The sequence below is a fragment of the Cryobacterium sp. TMS1-13-1 genome (genome assembly GCF_004403125.1).
GTDB lineage: Bacteria > Actinomycetota > Actinomycetes > Actinomycetales > Microbacteriaceae > Cryobacterium > Cryobacterium levicorallinum.
On record NZ_SOGX01000010.1, the window covers coordinates 595,254 to 611,034 of the forward strand.

The 15,781-nt window shown below is 62.0% G+C and carries 14 protein-coding genes; 4 read left to right on the forward strand and 10 right to left on the reverse strand.

From position 1 onward, the window contains the following. Positions 1–56: 56 nt before the first annotated feature. The 6 genes from E3T31_RS12175 to E3T31_RS12200 form a co-directional block, all read right to left on the reverse strand. Positions 57–968, reverse strand: coding sequence for a hypothetical protein (locus E3T31_RS12175; protein WP_134343941.1), 912 nt, complete (start codon positions 966–968; stop codon positions 57–59). Between the two features lie 205 nt (positions 969–1,173). Next, the gene (locus E3T31_RS12180; RefSeq protein WP_241977874.1) at positions 1,174–2,514 is read right to left on the reverse strand and encodes a hypothetical protein; all 1,341 of its coding nucleotides are present in this window, start codon (positions 2,512–2,514) and stop codon (positions 1,174–1,176) included. Positions 2,515–2,686: 172 nt separating this feature from the next. Continuing rightward, positions 2,687–3,028, reverse strand: a complete 342-nt coding sequence (locus E3T31_RS12185) for a helix-turn-helix transcriptional regulator (protein ID WP_134468929.1) — start codon at positions 3,026–3,028, stop codon at positions 2,687–2,689. Continuing rightward, positions 3,025–4,161, reverse strand: a complete 1,137-nt coding sequence (locus tag E3T31_RS12190) for a tyrosine-type recombinase/integrase (protein WP_198417013.1) — start codon at positions 4,159–4,161, stop codon at positions 3,025–3,027. Before E3T31_RS12190 ends, E3T31_RS12185 begins: the two co-directional genes overlap by 4 nt. A 338-nt stretch (positions 4,162–4,499) precedes the next feature. After that, positions 4,500–6,884 (reverse strand): excinuclease ABC subunit UvrA, encoded by a 2,385-nt coding sequence (locus E3T31_RS12195; RefSeq protein ID WP_134468930.1) that lies wholly within the window; start codon positions 6,882–6,884, stop codon positions 4,500–4,502. A 1-nt stretch (position 6,885) separates the two neighbouring features. Continuing rightward, on the reverse strand, positions 6,886–7,650 hold the full coding sequence (locus E3T31_RS12200) for an SDR family oxidoreductase (RefSeq protein WP_134468931.1): 765 nt from the start codon (positions 7,648–7,650) through the stop codon (positions 6,886–6,888). A gap of 192 nt (positions 7,651–7,842) precedes the next feature. On the opposite strand from E3T31_RS12200, the gene E3T31_RS12205 reads away from it, so the two are divergent. The 4 genes from E3T31_RS12205 (at position 7,843) to E3T31_RS12220 (ending at position 10,603) form a co-directional block, all read left to right on the forward strand. After that, complete coding sequence (locus tag E3T31_RS12205) at positions 7,843–8,328, forward strand: NfeD family protein (protein ID WP_134468932.1); 486 nt, start codon at positions 7,843–7,845, stop codon at positions 8,326–8,328. Then, positions 8,321–9,355: an SPFH domain-containing protein gene (locus tag E3T31_RS12210; RefSeq protein ID WP_134468933.1), complete on the forward strand. Its 1,035-nt coding sequence runs from the start codon at positions 8,321–8,323 to the stop codon at positions 9,353–9,355. The genes E3T31_RS12205 and E3T31_RS12210 overlap by 8 nt, the downstream gene beginning before the upstream one ends. 3 nt (positions 9,356–9,358) lie before the next feature. Further along, entirely contained in the window at positions 9,359–10,123 is a 765-nt protein-coding gene (locus E3T31_RS12215) for a glycerophosphodiester phosphodiesterase family protein (protein WP_241977875.1), read from the forward strand. A gap of 111 nt (positions 10,124–10,234) precedes the next feature. Then, positions 10,235–10,603, forward strand: coding sequence for an RNA polymerase-binding protein RbpA (locus tag E3T31_RS12220; RefSeq protein WP_092448605.1), 369 nt, complete (start codon positions 10,235–10,237; stop codon positions 10,601–10,603). Between the two features lie 93 nt (positions 10,604–10,696). Here the strand turns inward: E3T31_RS12220 and lnt are convergent, their stop codons facing one another. Genes lnt through tatA form a run of 4 tightly spaced genes read right to left on the reverse strand, consistent with a single transcriptional unit; the run spans position 10,697 to position 15,770 of the window. Beyond that, positions 10,697–12,220: an apolipoprotein N-acyltransferase gene (lnt, locus tag E3T31_RS12225; protein WP_134468934.1), complete on the reverse strand. Its 1,524-nt coding sequence runs from the start codon at positions 12,218–12,220 to the stop codon at positions 10,697–10,699. Positions 12,221–12,227: 7 nt separating this feature from the next. Beyond that, on the reverse strand, positions 12,228–14,696 hold the full coding sequence (locus E3T31_RS12230; protein ID WP_134468935.1) for an RNA helicase: 2,469 nt from the start codon (positions 14,694–14,696) through the stop codon (positions 12,228–12,230). Positions 14,697–14,730: 34 nt separating this feature from the next. After that, positions 14,731–15,492 (reverse strand): twin-arginine translocase subunit TatC, encoded by a 762-nt coding sequence (tatC, locus tag E3T31_RS12235; RefSeq protein WP_134469326.1) that lies wholly within the window; start codon positions 15,490–15,492, stop codon positions 14,731–14,733. A 47-nt stretch (positions 15,493–15,539) separates the two neighbouring features. Continuing rightward, complete coding sequence (gene tatA, locus E3T31_RS18570; protein ID WP_134442043.1) at positions 15,540–15,770, reverse strand: twin-arginine translocase TatA/TatE family subunit; 231 nt, start codon at positions 15,768–15,770, stop codon at positions 15,540–15,542. Between the last annotated feature and the right edge of the window lie 11 nt (positions 15,771–15,781).

Here is a 15,781-nt window from a genome sequence, read left to right on the forward strand (position 1 = left end):
TTCTTGACCCCATAAAGCAGGCAACCGACATTTATAACGACGAGTCGCAGCCCTCTCTACTCAGGCCAGATACCGTCCATGATCGGGTTCAGCGTTTGGACTGCGCGTCGCATGGCTTTCTCGAGCAGCTCCACATGCCGGGTCTGATTTCCGTAGAACGCAACGAACGCCTGCACGGTTCCATAGGTCGCGGCGGTGAGCGTACCTACGATCTGCATCACCACCGGTCTCGGCGCAGCCATGCCGTTTACGTCCCCGTTGCTGCCCGTGGTGATGAATTGGTTGATGCCTAGTCGATGCGCATGCGCAATCGACGACAAGGCTGAATACTGCATCCGTCCATCGCTTTTATCCATCGCTGCATTGAGCATTGCCGCGACCATCTCTGCCAGAGCGACTCGTGCGGGTGAGGGCAGTTGCAGTCGCTTTAACTCATCGGCATAGAACCTGCGATTGGCTGCAGGATCGACAGTATCTCCGTCGCGTGTGCGGATGGGTTCGCCAAGGAGTTCCGCGAAGCGCAGGTCGGATCTGAGCAAGCTGATCGTGCGATATATGAAGTCAGACTCACTGTCTCGAGCGAGCAGATGCCAGGTTCGTGCAAGGGATTCCAATGATCCCCTGGCGACCGTGGCCAGTGCGGTCGATCTGACAGTCGGAGTTCGAATGAGGGAGACGAAGCCCCGAGCATGGTCCATGGCAGACATGTTCGCGTACTGCATCGTGATTAAGCCATCGATGGCGTGGCCGGCCTCCGATCCGCGCCAAAGCAGGTGCGCAGCAGATCCGGCCGGGGGTGCGTTATTGGCCGTCTCGACGGTGATCTTCTCGGCTGTTGTCGTGAGGAGCAGGAGTGCACGACTGATACTCTGAACGTCCCCGCCCACGAGTTCCGCCGGGCCGCTCGCGCCGGGAGTCGACGGCAATCGTCTAAGAGGGGATTCATCTTGATTCTCTACATCAACCACGATGCGACTCTACGGTGAAGTCCGGCACGGCCTAACATCCGCGGATCGCCAGTGCGTAAGCCAGTTTCTCGATGGGCCTTCGGTTTTCGCTGAAATCAACAAACACTTGCCGCCTGCGATGCCCTAATATCCCGCCCGGAAAAATTCCCGAAAGAGTTACCCACGTGCGACAACGCTGAGAAAGGGGAAGAGAAAGGGGTTCTCGTCATTGTGAACTTGGCTTCTCCTTGGCGTAGCGCGGGTTCTTGTCAATGACGTAACTCGACCAAGGAACAGTGGCTGCTGAGCCGTGCTTGCTCATGATCTGCTTGCTGTATCCGAGCATTCTCGACAATGAAGTTGGGTCGATTTCCTCGACGAGCCCGCGGATAGTTCTATTCCGAACGCCCTGAATGTCTATGCCCATGCTATCTCGGAGCTGATGCAGGAGGGTTTCGGGAGCCTTGTGTCTTCCGGCTCTGGAGCCGGGGAAGAGCCAGTTCGACTCTGTGTTCACTGTGCCAGCGGAGTCGCGCATATTCAGATACGTGAGGAATAGGGGGATTAGGGCATCCGGAATTGGCGCAGGGTGCGCCCCGATCTTGATGGTGATGCCTGTCGGGCGAACCTTGAGTTGATCGATAGTCATCATGCAGAGGCGCCCGATGGGGATGCCGAAGAGAAGGAATATCAAGCCAGCGACTCGAGTGGATTCGTTGACGTTGACGGCCTCCATGACAGTCTTTATGTGTTCCATGCGTTGCTTCTGCGTCATCATTGGCATCGTTTGTGCGAGCCGAACGGGGACGTCGAGGCCTGTGATGGTCATTTCCCGAGCGAGGTATCGGACAAAGTTCCGAATGTGCTTCCTCGTAGAGGGACCGCTCGATAGGTATTCGTCGATGTGAACTTGGCCCAGGGTTGCACTCGTCTGGCCGTGGGCATCGAGCACCCAACTGAGGAATTTTCCTGCCTCGGTGATCTCCTGTTTGGCGCTCCGTACGGCATAGTTCATGTTCTTGGTTTCGGACGATTCGGCTAAAAGCCGACTGAGGTGGTGCCACCTTCCAAAGCGTTCAATTTGGGAATGGATTTCGGGCGTTGCCTCGAGCTGTTGGAGTCGCTCGCCCAGCCATTGTTGAAACATCGCCAGCTGGCGATCGTCTTGTGCTGGAAGTATTCCGTTGTGAGTCAGGATCGCTCGGAGGTGCTCCACTGATGCGGTCTTGGGTAACGCGTCGAACGCTTCGTGGGACAAGGCAATTTCTCGATTCCCCATGCGACGCAGCAACTCCGCAGAGACGCCTCCGTTGCTGTGGAGCCAGGTGTGGATGCTCGCCGGGCGATCGACCGCTGTGAGTATCGAAACCAGCCGTTTCAAACGGAGATCAGGCGGATCATTTGGCCTAAGAAGTTCAACAAGCTCGGATTCGACGACGCAGACGATGCAGTGGCCACCACGGAATCGTTCGCGTTCGCGACCGCACTTGTCACAGGTCAGTCTTGTTTTGATTCCGGCGCAGTCGGAGCAGATATCGTCACCCGATTCGAGACGGCCGGGGAGCATGCGATGCCGGTCGCAGAGAGGACACACTCCGAAGGTGTGCACCGCATCGCTGAAGCAGATCCCGCAAATGCTGCCGTCCGGCCACCGGACACGGATCTTCCCGGTTTCGCGGCCGCATCGGCCGCACGTGTATCCCGCGGTCGTGGTTCGAGGCCGCCCACGCGGCTTGAACTCAGTCATCCTCGGGCCGGCGGATCCGTGCCCGGACGGGACGGTAGGCATCCATCAGAGGCACCTCTGCTCCATCACCGGCAACTTTGCGTCTCTGGGTTCTGACGTCAGCGCTGGTGAAGGTGACCAGTTCATTCATCTCGACTGCGAATACGTCGCAGAGTGCGACAAGGACCTGAAATGCGATGCGATCCGGATTGTGGGCAACTATCCGATTGATCTGCGATTCGGATAGCGTGATTCCGCGATCGCGGAGTGGATCTACGAGATCACGACTGGATCGGATTCCGGCCCTGGCCATGAGTTCGCGGACGTGGAACTTGTACTCGATTTGGCGTTTCATCGTGACGCCTTTCCCAGATGTCTTGCCGGTTTGACCATTAGCTTGCCTTTGCTCTTGAGGACGTCTTTGGTTAGGACTCGCTCCATCTCTCTGGCGGCGTAGTCCGCAGAGGGGAGTGTGTAGATAGAGGTAGTGGATTCGTTTGCGTGCCCGATCTGCAGCGAAATGAACTTCGAGTCGTAGCCGTACACGGTGATCATGTGTGTCGTGTAGGAGCGGCGGAGGCCGTGAATGTCTAGCCCCGGTTCAAGTCCGAGAGCGTTCGCAAAGCCGATGAATCGCCTGTATAGGCTCCCCTCCGCGACAAGTCCTCCGGTCGATGTGGGAAATAGGTGGGTTATGGGCTGGCCGTAGCGTGGGAGTCCGAACTCAACCCATTCAGCGACTGCCTCTGCCGCCCAGTCGACCAATGTTTGAACGGTTCTCTGCTTTTTGGGGGCGCCTTTGTTCGCCTTGCCGTTGCGAACCCTCAGCAGCCCATAGTCACCAAAGTACGGGGCTCTAATGTTGGGGGAGAAGTCGACCAAGTCAAGCTTTCGAAGTTCGTCGTGGCGTAGCCCCCAGCCGTAACAAACTTTGAGAGCCGTGACGTCTCGCCAAGCGGCGAGTCCTCCTTTGACCTTCGAGTTGATGATTCGGGCAACTTCGTCGTCGGCGAAATCGAAGAACTGCTGCAGTTCCGCGAGGTCAAACGCTCGTTTCTCTGGTGCCATCGTCGCGAACTGAGTGTGCCGGGCCTTATTGAGGTCCGTAATGATCTGCGACATGGAAGACCCGAACAAGCGCCCGCAGGTTTCGTTCCAGGGATAGCTGTCACTCGTGGCGTAATCGCAAAATAGCGAGATGTCGCTCTGATAGGCGCGAATCGTTTCCTGTACGAGGCCTTTGACATTGACGAGGTGGGAGAAGTACTCATCTGCGTCCGTCGGCATCCATTCCCACGGGAATTTCCCAGTGAAGTCGCAGAAGTCGAGGACGCGATTGATCCGGCGGGTGATTGTCTGCGCGACGAAATTCTTCGTGTACTGCTGGCGTTTCCAGCCAGTCAATACCTCCGCGAGAAAGGAGTCCTTGTCCGGCCCGCGATCGGGCAGCGGCAGGAAGGAGAGACCTCCCATTTTGTCTACCATCATGCCGCCCGAACTGTCTGCATGTTTTGCAGACTATCTGCATAATATGCAGATGACAATAGGAATGTCCCGGTCAGATGCATTGTTCGCTACGCCGAAACTGTGTGGACTGCAACGGCCTGCATCCAGGCGTGATCCCGCGGCTTGGGTAGTAAAATCCCTGATCAAGAGCAGTTTGATTTTTAGAGTGCGTGGATACACGATTCATAGCTATGAGCATAATCCGCGGATGACTACGTTACTACTTGACATAATGTATATTATCAGTCACATTCGCGAGAGTGGTCGAGAGGGGTGTCGACCCGCCGAACTGCGGGCCGGACATCCCTCCGGTAGCCGGATCAGGCGCCGACGTAGGCTGCCAGGTGCTCGCCGGTCAGCGTCGAATGCCCGGCCACGAGATCGGCGGGCGTTCCCTCAAAGACGATTCGGCCGCCGTCGCGCCCGGCGCCGGGGCCCAGGTCGATGATCCAGTCGGCGTGCGCCATGACGGCCTGGTGGTGCTCAATCACGATGACGGACTTACCGGAGTCAACCAGCCGATCCAGCAGTCCGAGCAGATTCTCAACGTCGGCAAGGTGCAGGCCGGCGGTCGGCTCGTCCAGAACGTAGACATCGCCCTTGTCGGCCATTTGCGTGGCGAGCTTAAGCCGCTGCCGCTCACCGCCGGAGAGTGTCGGCAGCGGCTGGCCGAGGCTGAGGTAGCCGAGGCCGACGTCGGCGAGCCGGCCGAGAATTGCGTGCGCCGCCGGAATGCGTGACTCCCCCGCACCGAAGAACTGCTCGGCCTCGGTCACCGACATCGCCAGCACCTCACTGATGTCGCGCCCATTGAGGTGGTAGTCCAGGACGGATGCCTGAAACCGCTTGCCCTCACAGACCTCACAGGGGATGGCGACACCCGCCATGATTCCCAGGTCGGTGTAGATGACGCCGGCGCCGTTGCAGTTGGGGCAGGCGCCCTCGGAATTGGAACTGAACAACGACGGCTTCACGCCGTTGGCCTTCGCGAATGCCTTGCGGATCGGCTCGAGCATGCCGGTGTACGTCGCCGGGTTGCTGCGCCGCGACCCCTTGATCGTGCCCTGGTCGACGGTCACCACACCGTCCCGGCCCGAGACCGATCCGGTGATCAGCGAACTCTTACCGGACCCGGCCACACCGGTGAGCACGGTCAGCACACCGAGCGGAATGTCGACATCGACGCTCTGTAGGTTATGGACGCTGGCGCCGCGAACCGGCAGGACACCCGACGATGCACGTACGGTCGACTTGACGGCGGCCCGGTCATCCAGATGCCGGCCGGTCAACGTGCCGCTGGTTCGAAGCCCGGCGAAAGAGCCCTCGAAGACCACCTCGCCGCCGTCCGAACCAGCACCCGGCCCGAGGTCGATGACGTGGTCGGCGATCGTGATCATCTCCGGCTTGTGCTCCACCACCAACACCGTGTTGCCCTTGTCGCGCAGCTGGACGAGCAGGGTGTTCATGCGCTGGATGTCGTGCGGGTGCAGTCCGATGGTCGGTTCGTCGAAGACATAGGTCACGTCGGTAAGTGAAGATCCGAGATGACGGATCATCTTGGTACGCTGCGACTCGCCGCCGGAGAGCGTGCCAGAGGCCCGGTCCAGGGACAGATAACCCAGCCCGATCTGCACGAAGGACTTCAGCAGGAGTTCCAACGCGGTAAGCAGCGGCGCGACGGACGAGTCGTTCAGGCCACGAACCCACTCGGCGAGGTCGCTGATCTGCATCGCACAGGCATCCGCGATGCTGATTTCGTTGATCGTCGACGATCGCGCGCCCTCGTTCAGTCGGGTGCCGTTGCAGTCGGGGCAAACGGTGAAGGTCACCGCACGCTCCACGAACGCTCGAATGTGCGGCTGCAGCGAGTCAACATCCTTGGTGAGCATCGGCTTTTGGATCTTGGGAATCAGGCCTTCGTAGGTGAGGTTGATGCCCTCGATCTTGATCTTGGTCGACTCCTTGTGGAGGAAGTCGGCGAGTTCCTTCGTGGTGAAGTCCTTGATCGCTTTGTTGGGGTCGAAGAAGCCGCAGCCATTGAAGATGCGGCCAAACCAGCCGTCCATGCTGTAGCCGGGGATGGTCAGTGCGCCCTCGTTCAGGGACTTGGTGTCGTCGTAGAGTGCGCGGAGGTCGATATCGGTGACCGATCCCCGACCCTCGCAGCGGGAACACATGCCCCCGGTGATGCTGAAGCTGCGGCGTTCCTTGACGGTCTGTCCCCCGCGTTCGATCGAAACGGCGCCCGCTCCACTGATCGAGGCGACGTTGAACGAATACGCCTGGGGTGAGCCGAGGTGCGGGTCGCCGAGTCGGCTGAACAGGATGCGCAACAGGGCGTTGGCGTCGGTGGCGGTGCCGACGGTGGAGCGCGCGTTGGCCCCCATCCGCTCCTGGTCGACGATAATGGCCGTCGTCAGCCCGTCGAGCACATCGACGTCGGGCCTGGCCAGGGTCGGCATGAAGCCCTGCACGAAGGTGCTGTACGTTTCGTTGATCATGCGTTGCGACTCGGCAGCAATGGTGCCGAACACTAGTGAGCTCTTGCCCGAGCCGGACACGCCCGTGAACACGGTCAGCCGGCGCTTGGGAATCTCCACGCTGACGTTCTTGAGATTGTTTTCCCGAGCGCCCTGCACGCGGATCAGGTCGTGGCTGTCTGCAACCTGCATCTCCGATTCCGGGTTCGCCGTGTTCGTGGTCATGCTATTCGCCCGTAAACCCGATCGTGTCGCCCACGTAGCGGGTGTTGCCGACCGGAACCGGCTCAACCGCAGCGGCTACGACCTCGGCCGCGAACTCGCTGACGTTGTACAAGCGACCGGCCGCTTCCTTGCGGGCGCTGAGGGCACCGGGGTTGGACCGCTCGAGCAGTGTCGCCGTGATGGTGCCCTCGATCATGTCGCCGGAGACCACGACAAAGCCGATGCCGGATTCCTCGAGCTGCGGAATCACCGCGCGCAGGGCATCCTCACCGGCACGCTTGCTGCGAGCCACCTGCTCATACTCCGGCATGGTCGGCGTGGTTTTGATGAAGTGCGCCTGGTGGCTGGTGACGTACACGACCCGGGAGTCATCACCGAGCAGCGGGACCGCTTCGTTGAGCAGGTTCACCTGGGCATCGTGGTTCAACGTCATGGCGTAGTCGGCGGCCATGCCACTCTCCATGCCGCCCGAGGCGTTCATCACCAGAATATCGAGGCCGCCGAATTCGGTGCGAATGGTCTCGAACATCGCGGCGACCGAGGCCGGGTCGGTCAGGTCGGCACCGACCGTGATGGCCGAACCGCCGGCAGCCCGAATGGCGTCGGCGAGTTTGTTCGCGCGTGCCTCCTTATTGCGGTAGTTAATGACGACCCTGGCGCCGGCTTCGGCGAAGTACCCGACAGTATCGGCACCGATACCGCGGGAGGAGCCGGTGACGAGTACACGCTTGCCCTCGAGTGATCCTGCTGCAAGTGGATTGGTCACGAGTGCTCCTTTTAGTTTCATGCACGCCGGTAGTCATGCACGTTAGTCATTCACGTCGAATTTAGGTGAGGCCGGCATCGACTGCCACACACTCGCCTGTTGACCTTATCAACAAGCACCGGTCGCTCCCCCGGCGTGTTGTCGGTGGCACCTGCTAGTTTCAGAGGAAATGGATTGGGGAAAGTGGCACCCATGGTCGACCTGACTGATTATCTCTGGATTCTGTGGCTCGTCTTCATTCTCGTCGCCGTCACGATCGAGCTCCTGAGCCTGGAATTCACCTTCCTGATGATTTCCATCGGCAGTCTGGGCGGCCTGGCCGCCAATCTGCTCGGTCTGGAGTGGTGGCTGCAAATCGTGGTCGCCGCCGGCCTTTCGGTTCTGCTCCTGCTCACCATCCGGCCGTTCCTGCTGCGTGCCCTGCGCAGGGGCGGCGATCCGGCCTTGAGCAATATCGACGCCCTGATCGGCATGACCGGTCGCGTCGTCGCGACGGTAACCCAGACCGGCGGGCTCGTCAAACTGGCCAACGGTGAAACCTGGACCGCGCGCCTGGTCGGACCGGCCGGCACCACCGACAACGGATCCGTTGATCCCGGACAGGCGATCACCGTGCACCTCATCGAAGGCTCCACCGCCGTCGTCATCTCCGCCGAAAGGACCCAGAATCATGCTTGACCCCGCAGCCTTCATTGGACAGATCTTCGTGTTCGCCCTGCTCGCCGTTTTGGCGGTGTTTGTCATCGTCATTTTGGTGCGCGCCATTCGCATCATTCCGCAGGGCAACGCCGGCGTGGTCGAGCGCCTCGGCAAGTATCACAAGACCCTGCTGCCCGGTCTGAACCTGCTCGTGCCGTTCGTCGACCGGGTGCGTCCCCTCCTCGACATTCGCGAGCAGGTCGTGTCCTTTCCCCCGCAGCCGGTCATCACCGAGGACAACCTCGTCGTCTCGATCGATACCGTCGTCTATTTTCAGGTGACGGATGCCCGGGCGGCCACCTATGAGATCAACAACTACCTCGGCGCGGTCGAGCAGCTCACCACGACCACCCTGCGTAACGTCGTCGGTGGCCTGAACCTCGAAGAGGCCCTCACCAGCCGGGACAATATCAACAGCCAGCTCCGCATCGTGCTCGACGAAGCCACCGGCAAGTGGGGCATTCGCGTCGGCCGAGTTGAACTCAAGGCCATTGAACCGCCGCACTCCATTCAGGACTCGATGGAAAAGCAGATGCGCGCCGAACGTGACCGCCGTGCGCTCATCCTCACCGCTGAGGGAACCAAACAGTCCGCGATCCTCACCGCCGAGGGCGCCCGCCAGGCGGCCATTCTCGAGGCCGAGGGCGACGCCAAGGCTGCCGTCCTGCGCGCCCAGGGTGAGGCCGAAGCGATCACGACCGTATTCAAGGCCATCCACGATGGCGACCCCGACCCCAAGCTGCTGGCGTACCAATACCTGTTGACCCTGCCCAAGCTCGCCGAGGGAAGCGCCAACAAGCTCTGGATCGTTCCGAGTGAACTCACCGAGGCGATGAAGGGAATCGGCAGCGCGTTCGGTACTCAACAAAACGGTGCTCAACACAGCGGTCCCCAACAAAACGGCGCACAACTAAACGGTGCCCAGACTGCTGGTGCGAACCCTGCGGATGCTGCCGGCGCGACCGCACCGGCAGCATCCGCTCCCCCGGTTTCGCCGCAGGGCTAGCCGGTGGCCGAAAATGCCCAGTCGGTGTTTCTCAGCGGGACGCCGCCCCGGGTGTTCGCGCATCGGGGCCTGACCCAGGCCGCCCCGGAAAACACGCTGCTAGCCTTCGTGAAGGCGCTCGCGACCGGGGCCACGCACCTCGAGACCGACGTGCAGGTATCACTCGACGGTGTCGCGGTGCTCAGCCACGACCCCGACCTCACGCGGCTGGGTCGGGATGTGCGCATTGATCAGCTGACCATGGTCGAGCTCAAACGCATCAGTCTGGGCGAGGGCCAGGGGTTCACGTCGCTCAGCGATGCTCTGGAAGCTTTTCCGGACGCCCTGTTCAACATTGATATGAAAAGGGATGCTGCGGCTGAGCCGACCGCGCGGGCGATTCTCGATCAGCGGGCCTCTGAGCGAGTGCTCGTGACCTCGTTCAACGAACCACGGCGGCGGCACGCTCTCAGCCTTCTCCCCGGCGTGGTGTCGTCGGCGTCATCGTCACTCGTGGCCCAGGCCGTCGCCGCGACGAATCTGGGGCTGACCGCCCTGGTTCGACGCACCCTGCAGGGGTGCGTCGCTGTGCAGGTGCCCGAACGGCTCGGACCGGTGCGCATAGTCACTCCCCGATTTATCGCGATGATGCATCGGGTCGATGTCGAGGTGCATGTGTGGACCGTGAACGATCCGATCGACATGATTCGACTCCTCGACAGCGGAGTTGACGGCCTCGTCACGGACCGTGCAGATCTGGCCGTGGCCGCCATTACTCGCCGAACCTGAGAGTTACCTCCCAGCACGGGGGGAGTGGGAAGGTTAACGCCCAGCTTGATGGTTTAGAACTGTGAAGGCATCGTGATCGATCTGTGATTACGAGCGAGAGGAGACCACACTATGGCTGACCGCAGTTTGCGTGGCATGAGATTGGGCGCACAAAGCCTGCAGAGCGAAGAAGGCGTCACCTTCTCCCCCCGAGTGGGCCACACCTACCGGTGTGAAACATGCGGGCGCGAGACGGTAATGATTTTCTCGGCCGAAGCCGAGGCTCCGGACGAATGGGAATGCAAGTACTGCGCACGGACGGCGACTCGGCTCGTCGACTCCATGCCCGTAATCGTTGACCACTCCGACGAGAAAATTCCTCGGACCCACTGGGATATGTTGCTGGAGCGTCGCACCAGGGACGAACTCGAAGAGTTGCTCGAAGAGCGCCTTTCGGTGTTGCGACTGCGCCGTGGTGGCCAGCAGAAGATCGGTGCCTAACCGCTCAAAATCCCAGCACGACCCCGCACCAATGTGTTTGTACCCCCGTACTCGCACCCGTGGTGGCGGGGTCGTCGTTGGTTAACCCGGATTTTACCGGCGGTGTCGCCGGGCCGCGCCCAGGCAGAGCGCCAGACCGGCCAGGCCCAGACCCGACAGCAACCACTCAGTTCCCCGACCGGCCACCATCGCCGGCGTGATGGTGTCACTGAGCGGCACCGTCTGCACCATGGCGCCCGCAGTGAAGGTGGGCAGGCTGTCGAGGGTGTCGCCGTTGGGTGTAATGATGGCGCTCGACCCGACCGTCGAGATGTTCACGACGGTGCGACCGGTTTGGATCGCACGCAGCCGGGCGATGGCGAGCTGCTGCACGCTTTCATCGGTGTGCCCGAAGTCGGCATTGTTGGTCTGGGCCAGAATCAGCTGCGCCCCGCTGTCGATCATCTCCTGCACGAGCTGGTCATCGGCGATGTCGAAGCAGATTGCGATGCCGGCCAGCACACCGTCGATGTCGAAGACATTGTCGCGGGTACCGATACCGTAGTCGCGTCCGATCAGATCAATCAGCTCCGGCGCGAACGGACGCCAGAATGCTCGATCCGGCATATATTCGGCAAACGGCACCGGATGCACCTTGTCGTAGACGTCGACGGCCCCGCGTCCGGCCTCCCAGAGCAGAGAACTGTTGAAATAGGTGTCTTCGGGCTGGGTGATCGTGCCCGTGATGAGCGGAGCATCCATTTCGGTGCTGATGTAGTCGAGTACCTGCGCCGCCGCCGCCGAGCGGGTCGGGTCGATGTCGCTCGCGTTCTCCGGCCAGACCACAAAGTCCACGCTCTCGCCGATCAACGGCAGGGTGGCCGAAGTGTGGTCCTGCAGAATCTGACCGGGTGAAAACTCCGCAAACAGACCGGCGTCGGCGTTGCCCTGCACCGCTGCCAGCCGGGTCGTGCCGCTGGGCAGCGTCGGCCACGCGGGGATGGCGAGCACGAGGGCGACCGCGCCGACCGCCACGGCTGCCCTCAGGGTGTGGGCCAGGTCGGGCTCCCGCAATAGTTGTACGGCGAGGGCGCTCAGCCAGACCAGGATGAAACTCAGGCCGGACAGTCCCACCCAGGCGACGAGCGCGCCGAACGGACTCTCCGATTGGGAGAGCGCGACTCGGCCCCAGGCGAATCCGCCGTAGGGCCAGACCGCGCTGATCGCTTCCCTGGCCGTCCAGAGCCCGGCCACGATGACCGGAACCAGTCCGACGCGGCCCCAGACGCTCGGCCAGAGGCGCGGCCCGTGGCGCAGAACGAGCGCGGTGAGGCCGAGGCCGAGGCCGAAGAACAGGCTTTGCAAGCCACCGAGCGCGAACCACGGCACGAGTCCGAGATACAGAGTGATCCAGTAGATGTGGATCAGCCAGAAGGACAGCCCGGCGACCAGCCCGACCAGCAACCCGGTACCGAGGCTTCGACCGAGCAGCGCCACGAGCATGAGCGCCACGCCGACCGGGGCGAGAAACCACCAGTCTCGGTCCGGAAATCCGGCGTCGAGGATGGCGCCGGCACCGGCCGCCACCAGAACGGATGCCCACAGTGGCAGGCTGAACGCACTCTCACTCCCCCCCATGGCTGGTTCAGGCCACCGAGGAGTACGCGACGATGCCGCGACGGATCGAGTCCATGGCTTCGCGCGCGATCGGCCCAACGCGATCGTTACCGGCGATACTGCGCTGGTCAACCTGCACGAGCTGGTCGAGGAGGTCGATGGTCTGTTTGGTCCAGCGCACGAAATCTCCCGCGGCCATTTCGGCTTCGTAGAGCACATCGGCGAGCGACGCGCCGCGGGCCCATTTCCACATGGCCAGGCTGAGGCCGACCGCCAGCGGATTGCTGCCGGGCAGTTTGTGGTCGCGTTCGAGGTCGTCGATGCGGCTCCACAGGTCTTGCGTCTCGTCCAGTGCCGGTCGGAACGGCCCCTTGGGCAGGTAGCGGGCATCGATCAGCCCCTCCTCGCGGCGCGGCTCGAACACCAGAGCGCAGGCCATGGCGGCCAAACTGGCGGCATCGAGGTCCTTCCACAGGCCGCGGCGCAGAGATTCGGCGACGAGCAGGTCCCGCTCGGCATAAATGCGGCGCAGGATACGTCCGCTTTCGCTCAACGCGATCGTTCCGAGCGCGTCGGATTCGAGGTAGCCGTAACCGAGCAGAACGTCGGTCACCCGGTCGAAAACCCGCGCGATGGCGCCGGTGCGCTGAGAGATCTGTTGGTTGAGGGCATCCGTTTGCCGCTTGAGCTTGAACCAGCGCTCAGCCCAGCGGGAGTGCGCCTCGCGGTCGGGGCAGTGGTGACAGCCGTGGGCGCGCATCTGCTTGCGCAGGCTGGCCACCTCACGCTGCCGCTTGTCGCGCTCCCCCCGGAGTGAGTTGTCGGCCTTGGCACCTTCACGCTCGACCTCGGTCAACCGTCGTCGAATGGACGAGTACTCCTCGAAATTGCCGAGGTGGCAGGTCATGCTGGTCTTGAACCCGGCCAGGGACTCTTCCTGCTGACGTACGGAGCGCGCGAGGTCGACGACTGCCCGATCGGCCTGGAACTGGGCGAAGGAGGATTCGAGGATACCTCGGGTACGGGCGACGCCGAACTGATCAATCAGGTTGACGGCCATGTTGTAGGTCGGCTTGAAACTCGAATTCAGCGGATAGGTACGACGGGAGGCCAGCGACGCGACGGCCTGCGGGTCCAGACCCTGGGCCCACTGGATGACGGAGTGACCGAGCGTGTCGATGCCGCGACGGCCGGCCCGCCCGGTCAGCTGGGTGTATTCCCCCGGCGTGATCGGCACCCGGGCTTCACCGTTGAACTTCTCGAGCTTGTCGAGGACCACGGTGCGCGCCGGCATATTGATGCCGAGGGCAAGGGTTTCGGTCGCGAAGACGGCCTTGACCAACTTCTTCTGAAACAGCTCCTCGACCACCTCCTTGAACGCGGGCAGCAGGCCGGCATGGTGGGCGGCTACTCCGCGTTCGAGCCCGTCGAGCCACTCGAAGTAGCCGAGCACACCGAGGTCTTCGTCGAGCAGGGTGCGACAGCGGTCGTCGACAATCTGGCGGATTTCGTCGCGTTCGTGTTCCTGCGTCAGGCGCACACCGGAGCGGAGCACCTGACGCACCGCCTGGTCGCAACCGACCCGACTGAAGATGAAGAAGATGGCCGGCAACAGATGTTTACCGTCGAGCATGCGCACGATGTCGCCGCGGTCCATGCGGCCGGCATCAAACTGCGGGCGTTGCTTGTCGTGTCCGCGATATCCGCCGGACGGGCCGTTCTGCCGTCCCGAACCCCGACCGCCGGCCGAACGCCCGCCGGCATGGGCCAACCGCACGAGCTCTGGGTTGACTCGATGGGTGCCGATCAGTCCGGAGGAATCGAACAGGTCGAGCATGTTGTTCTTGACCAGCACGTGCTGTTCGAGCGGAACCGGGCGTTCCTCTGAGACGACGACGTCGGTTTCTCCGCGTACCGCCTGCAGCCAGTCCCCGAACTCTTCGGCATTGGACACGGTCGCGCTCAGTGACACCATGCGCACCGACTGCGGGAGGTGGATGATGACTTCTTCCCAGACCGCCCCGCGAAATCGGTCGGCGAGGTAGTGCACCTCGTCCATAACGACGAACGCGAGGTCGGCCAGCAGGTCGGAGTCGGCGTAGAGCATATTGCGCAGCACCTCGGTCGTCATGACCACGATGCGTGCACCGGGGTTGACGTTGCTGTCGCCGGTGAGCAGCCCAACCTGCTCCGGCCCGTATTCGGCGACGAACTCCTGAAACTTCTGGTTGCTGAGTGCCTTCATCGGCGCGGTATAGAACACCTTGGCGCGCGGGCGCTGCATGGCCAGGTAGATCGCGAACTCGGCCACGATGGTCTTGCCGGCGCCGGTGGGCGCGGCCACGAGCACGCTGTTGCCGGCCTCCAGGCAGGCGCAGGCCTCACGTTGGAACGGGTCGAGGTCGAATTTCAGAGCGCCTTCGAAGGCCTGTAGTTTCGGCTGGCTGGCGCGGGTGCGCGCGGCCGAATATCGTTCGGCCGGCGATTGCGTGTGCATCACGTGATCCTTAACACTTGCGACAAAATAATTTCTAGCTGGCACCGAGGCCGAGGTCCTTCTCGAACGCGAGCACTTTTCTAGCCGCGCGTCGATCGTGCAGCCACGCGATCCCGTAGGCGGCAAAGTACAACATGACCATGGGGATCGCCAGCAGGAACATCGACACGACATCGGCCGCGGGGGTGGCGATCGCGGTGAACAGCACGATGACCAGAATGGCGATCCGCCAGGATTTGATGATGGATGCAGCACTGATGACACCGGCAAAGTTCAAAAGCACGATGAACACCGGCAGGACGAAGGCGATCCCGATGGCAACGACGAGCTTGAGCACGAAGTCGAAGTACCCTTGGGCGTTGATGAATGCGGAGTCCTCGGTCGGGGCGAAACTCGTCATGAGTTCGACCACGTGCGGCAGCACGACCCAGCCGGCCGCGCATCCCGCCAGGAACAACGGGATGGCGGTGAACAGAAAACCGAAGGTGTACTTCTTCTCCGTGCGCGTCAGGCCTGGTACGAGGAACGCGAACACCTGGTACAGCCAGACCGGGCTGGACACGATCAGGCCGACGTACAGAGAAATCTTCAGCTTGAGGTCGAAGGCGCTGGTGATGTCGGGGTAGTTGATCTGTGCGTTGCGATGTTGGGCGTTGATGATGGCGTAGATCGGTTCGCGCAGCTGGTCCCAGACGAAATCCGAGAGAAACCAACCGGCAATCGCACCGATCAGTAGGCCAGCGGCGGCTAGGTAGAGGCGCTTACGCAACTCGACCAGATGCTGGCCGAGCGACATTTTGCCTTCAACGGGCGTACGCCGACGCGTGCGTACCGCCACGGTAGCTAGGGCTTCGCGGCCGGGTCGGTCGGACCCGCGGATTTCGCGGCGTCATCGCCCGACTGGGTCGGTGCGTTGGGATCGGGGTCGACGCTGTCGCTCTTGATTTCGCTCTTGAAAATCTTCATCGACTGGCCGAGGCTGCGGGCGAGTCCGGGCAGTTTGGGCGCACCGAAGAGAAGCAGTACGACAACGAGGATGATCAGGAAATGCCATCCGGTCAGGTTTTGCAGCATGAGGGTGTGTC

Coding starts and splice junctions, on each gene's coding strand:
- tatC (WP_134469326.1), bottom strand. CDS start 15,492: ATGTCGCTCGGCCAGCATCTGGTCGAGTTGCGTAAGCGCCTCTACCTA.
- tatA (WP_134442043.1), bottom strand. CDS start 15,770: ATGCTGCAAAACCTGACCGGATGGCATTTCCTGATCATCCTCGTTGTC.
- E3T31_RS12185 (WP_134468929.1), bottom strand. CDS start 3,028: ATGAAACGCCAAATCGAGTACAAGTTCCACGTCCGCGAACTCATGGCC.
- E3T31_RS12190 (WP_198417013.1), bottom strand. CDS start 4,161: ATGATGGTAGACAAAATGGGAGGTCTCTCCTTCCTGCCGCTGCCCGAT.
- E3T31_RS12195 (WP_134468930.1), bottom strand. CDS start 6,884: ATGACCACGAACACGGCGAACCCGGAATCGGAGATGCAGGTTGCAGAC.
- E3T31_RS12210 (WP_134468933.1), top strand. CDS start 8,321: ATGCTTGACCCCGCAGCCTTCATTGGACAGATCTTCGTGTTCGCCCTG.
- E3T31_RS12180 (WP_241977874.1), bottom strand. CDS start 2,514: ATGCTCCCCGGCCGTCTCGAATCGGGTGACGATATCTGCTCCGACTGC.
- lnt (WP_134468934.1), bottom strand. CDS start 12,220: ATGGGGGGGAGTGAGAGTGCGTTCAGCCTGCCACTGTGGGCATCCGTT.
- E3T31_RS12230 (WP_134468935.1), bottom strand. CDS start 14,696: ATGCACACGCAATCGCCGGCCGAACGATATTCGGCCGCGCGCACCCGC.
- E3T31_RS12220 (WP_092448605.1), top strand. CDS start 10,235: ATGGCTGACCGCAGTTTGCGTGGCATGAGATTGGGCGCACAAAGCCTG.
- E3T31_RS12205 (WP_134468932.1), top strand. CDS start 7,843: ATGGTCGACCTGACTGATTATCTCTGGATTCTGTGGCTCGTCTTCATT.